General features: G+C 73.3%; 1 pseudogene. It reads left to right on the top strand.

Annotation, left to right across the window (positions count from 1 at the left end):
• Positions 1–449, top strand: a pseudogene (locus DSP71_RS22885) (glycosyl transferase); the annotation flags it as partial.

The following is a 449-nucleotide window of genomic DNA, read 5'->3' as shown; positions in this document are numbered from 1 at the left end:
TGCTTCCCGAATGGGGTGCCGCGCTCACGGCGATGTCTCGGTTCGGCGCCGTCGTGCGCTCGCGCGCAGCGATTCGTGCGTTCCGCACCTCCAGCTGGGCCAGCATCGCGCCGCTGCGAGTGACGTCTTCGGAGTTGCGGCGACGGCTGGACGACGGCCACGGGAGCGAGGGCGGTGCGGTCAGCGAACTGCGCTTCTTCTCGGGGGGCGGCGCCTGGGCCGTGCTCGCAGCGCTGGTGGTCAGCATCGCCTCCTTCACGAGCCTGCTGGCATGGCCGACGCTGGGGGGAGGGGCACTGCTGCCCCTCCGACAGACCGTGGGTGCGCTGTGGAGCGACGCCGCGTGGGGGATGCGGGACGTCGCCCTCGACCTGGTCGGCCCTGCCGACCCCTTCGCGTCGGTCGTGGCGGTGCTGGGCTCGCTCTGGCCGGCCGGCCCCTCGTTCTCG

This window comes from Microbacterium sp. H6 (genome assembly GCF_003314775.1).
Lineage (GTDB): Bacteria > Actinomycetota > Actinomycetes > Actinomycetales > Microbacteriaceae > Microbacterium > Microbacterium oxydans.
The sequence above is the reverse complement of the archived record's forward strand: the minus strand, read 5'-3'. Positions and strand labels throughout refer to the sequence as shown.